This window comes from Acinetobacter sp. UBA2063, from assembly GCF_002333245.1.
GTDB lineage: Bacteria > Pseudomonadota > Gammaproteobacteria > Pseudomonadales > Moraxellaceae > Acinetobacter > Acinetobacter parvus.
This window is the reverse complement of sequence record NZ_DDAH01000061.1, coordinates 1-2,895: the sequence shown is the minus strand read 5'-3', so window position 1 is coordinate 2,895 and position 2,895 is coordinate 1. Positions and strand designations below refer to the sequence as shown.

The window sequence follows — 2,895 nt, the reverse complement described above, 5'->3', positions numbered from 1 at the left end:
AATTCTTTTATCGTATTTCCATGTCTTAGCAACATCACCATATCGCAATGATTTATTAGAAAAGGTACATTCTTTAGTCATATCTATTATAACTTCTTGCCCCTTACTTTGTGATTCTTCACCCCATTCATAACCACAAATCATTAATCCGTTTTTATCATTAAAACCTGCGAAAATTGAATTTGCTAAATTTAGACTTTTTCCCATTTTATCTTCTCTGATACTTTTAAGATTCAAATCATCACATATATTTCATATATGTCAATCATTTATATTTATTGGATTAGTGATATAATTGCATCAACGGTTTTAATGAGGCTCTAGGTATCGCAATATTTGTAACAAAAAATATATTTCATATAAATCATTTATATGGAAAGTTTTTTATAGATATTAAAATACACTTAACATAAAATCTCTTATGCGAATCACTCTTCCTCACATTTCTTACATTCCAGCATCGCCCCTAACTTTTCCCTACGCCCTTGTTCCGTCAACACCCAAGGGCGATTTTGCCAAGGTGGATCATGGCGTACATGCTGCCCATGCCCACAGGTAAGCTCTGCTACCCAATGATTCTCTTTATCCAGATGAAATCCAACAATGGCCTGTTGCATTTACTTATTCACCCAAACTTTCGAGTTTAGAATTTTCCAAACCTTTTAAGAAACGATGGCATAGATTATGAATCGCCACCAAATCATTGGGCTCAATACCCAAAGAGCAGGCGAGTTTAAAAGGAATCAGGGTAATTTCCTCTTTTGCCGAAAGCGCTTTTTCCAGCAAAATGACTTTTTTCATGCGTTCATCTTCTTTAACCGCAACACGCTTTAAAAACTGCTTTTCTTCCAGTTTTTTAATAATCGGCGTTAAGGTTCCCGAATCAAAAAAAGTCTTTTGTCCGATTTCAGACAAGGTTACGTTGTCTTTTTCATACAACGCCAGCAACACAATAAACTGCGGATAGGTCAGGTCATATTCCTGAAGCAATGGACGATATTGACGAATCATGGCATTGGTGGCGGAGTACATGGCAAAACAGACTTGATTTTCCAAGTAGGCAATCTCAGTCATGATCCTGTCCTTAACCTGCAATAACTATAAAATAGTATAAATTGAAAAACGCAAAAAGTATATTGCGTATAATTAACTTGCGCACAATATAATTGTGTGCAATATTATTTTGGCGTAGCTGAATTAATCAACCAAGCTACTTTGGGAATGACACAAGTTTTATTGTAGAGAGAATTCTTATGGCCAAGATTTATGATTTTCAGGCTGAACTTTTAGAGGGTGAGCAAAAGGACCTCGCAGACTATCAAGGCAAAGTGCTCCTGGTGGTGAATACTGCAAGCCAGTGTGGTTTAACCCCACAGTTTGAGGGCCTGGAAAAACTATATCAGGACTATCAACAGCAGGGCTTGGTGATTTTGGGCTTTCCATGTAACCAGTTTGCCAATCAGGACCCATCCAGCAATGAGGAAATCGGCAGCTTCTGTCAGCGCAACTATGGCGTGTCATTCCCCATGTTTGCCAAGGTTGATGTCAATGGACCAACTGCCCATCCGCTTTATCAGTATTTAACCTCAGAGGCCAAAGGTCTTTTGGGAAGCAGTATAAAGTGGAATTTCACCAAGTTTTTGATCAATCAAAAAGGTGAGGTGGTGAAACGTTATGCGCCAATCACCAAACCAGAAAAAATTGCCAAGGATATTCAACGTTTATTGTCATAAGGCAATATTCGCATGTTGGGAAATGTATCTGGCTGGAACTCAAATGAGTCAAACATTTCCCAAACCTGCCCATAATTGAAAAAGAAAGATGATAATGTTATAGATAATTGAATAAAATAGATTTTTTATTATTTAATATTTACATAACTTGTTCAGCCATAAGCAGAAAACTTGGTTATACTTTTCGCTAAGATTAAAAATACGAGCGTCAGGTTATGCGTGTACTTGTGGTGATGGACCCAATTGAAACTGTGAATCTCAAGAAAGATTCAACCATGGCAATGCTATGGGCGGCAAGCCGTCGTGGACATGAGCTGGGTTATGCACTGCAACAGGATTTATATATCGAACAAGGCAAGGCATTCGGTCTGATCTCACCATTAAAGGTGTTTGAAGACTACAGCCATTATTATGAGCTGGGCGAGAAACAAAAAGAGTCACTTGCTACTTATGATGTGGTGCTGATGCGTAAAGACCCACCATTCGACATGAACTTTGTCTACACCACCTACATTTTGGAACAGGCGGAGCGTGAGGGTGCATGGATCATCAATAAACCCCAGTCATTACGTGACTGTAATGAAAAGCTGTTTGCGACCCAGTTTCCAGAACTTCAAGTTCCGACCTTGGTGACATCACAACAAAGCCTGATTCGTGAGTTTATCAAGGCGCATGGTGATGTCATCGTGAAACCTCTGGATGGCATGGGGGGCATGGGAATTTTCCGCCTGTATCAGGACGGTGTGAACATTGGTTCGACTCTGGAAATGCTGACGGAAATGGGAACACGTCCAATCATGGTGCAACGTTATATCCCTGAAATTGTCGAAGGCGATAAACGTATCCTGATGGTCAATGGTGAGCCAGTTCCTTATTGTCTGGCGCGCATTCCACAAAATGGTGAGGTGCGTGGCAATCTGGCGGCAGGTGGTTTGGGGCAGGCGCGTCCACTGACTGACAATGACAAAATGATTGCTGCAAAGGTTGGACCTTTCCTGCGTGAAAAGGGTCTGGTGTTTGTCGGTCTGGATGTGATTGGAAATTATGTCACTGAAATTAATGTCACCAGTCCAACCTGTATTCGGGATATTGATGCCCAGTTTGGCACCTCAATTGCCGATGACTTGTTTACTGTGCTTGAGGCTGGACGACAGAACTAGAC

At 40.4% G+C, this 2,895-nt stretch carries 4 protein-coding genes and 1 pseudogene; 2 read left to right on the top strand and 3 right to left on the bottom strand.

Translation table 11 applies throughout. The features are described 5' to 3' along the window. From B4H32_RS02995 to B4H32_RS02985, 3 genes and pseudogenes are all read right to left on the bottom strand, one after another. Positions 1–207 (bottom strand): annotated as a pseudogene (locus tag B4H32_RS02995) (hypothetical protein); the annotation flags it as partial. Between the two features lie 221 nt (positions 208–428). After that, a complete protein-coding gene (locus tag B4H32_RS02990) occupies positions 429–617 on the bottom strand; it encodes a DUF3565 domain-containing protein (protein ID WP_004769963.1) in 189 nt (62 codons plus the stop codon). A gap of 4 nt (positions 618–621) precedes the next feature. Further along, the gene (locus tag B4H32_RS02985; RefSeq protein ID WP_004769962.1) at positions 622–1,074 is read right to left on the bottom strand and encodes a MarR family winged helix-turn-helix transcriptional regulator; all 453 of its coding nucleotides are present in this window, start codon (positions 1,072–1,074) and stop codon (positions 622–624) included. 179 nt (positions 1,075–1,253) lie between these two features. Here B4H32_RS02985 and B4H32_RS02980 point away from each other — a divergent pair, with 179 nt between their 5' ends. Further along, the gene (locus tag B4H32_RS02980; protein WP_004769961.1) at positions 1,254–1,733 is read left to right on the top strand and encodes a glutathione peroxidase; all 480 of its coding nucleotides are present in this window, start codon (positions 1,254–1,256) and stop codon (positions 1,731–1,733) included. 215 nt (positions 1,734–1,948) lie between these two features. Next, on the top strand, positions 1,949–2,893 hold the full coding sequence (gene gshB, locus B4H32_RS02975; RefSeq protein WP_286799749.1) for a glutathione synthase: 945 nt from the start codon (positions 1,949–1,951) through the stop codon (positions 2,891–2,893). Positions 2,894–2,895: the final 2 nt, after the last annotated feature.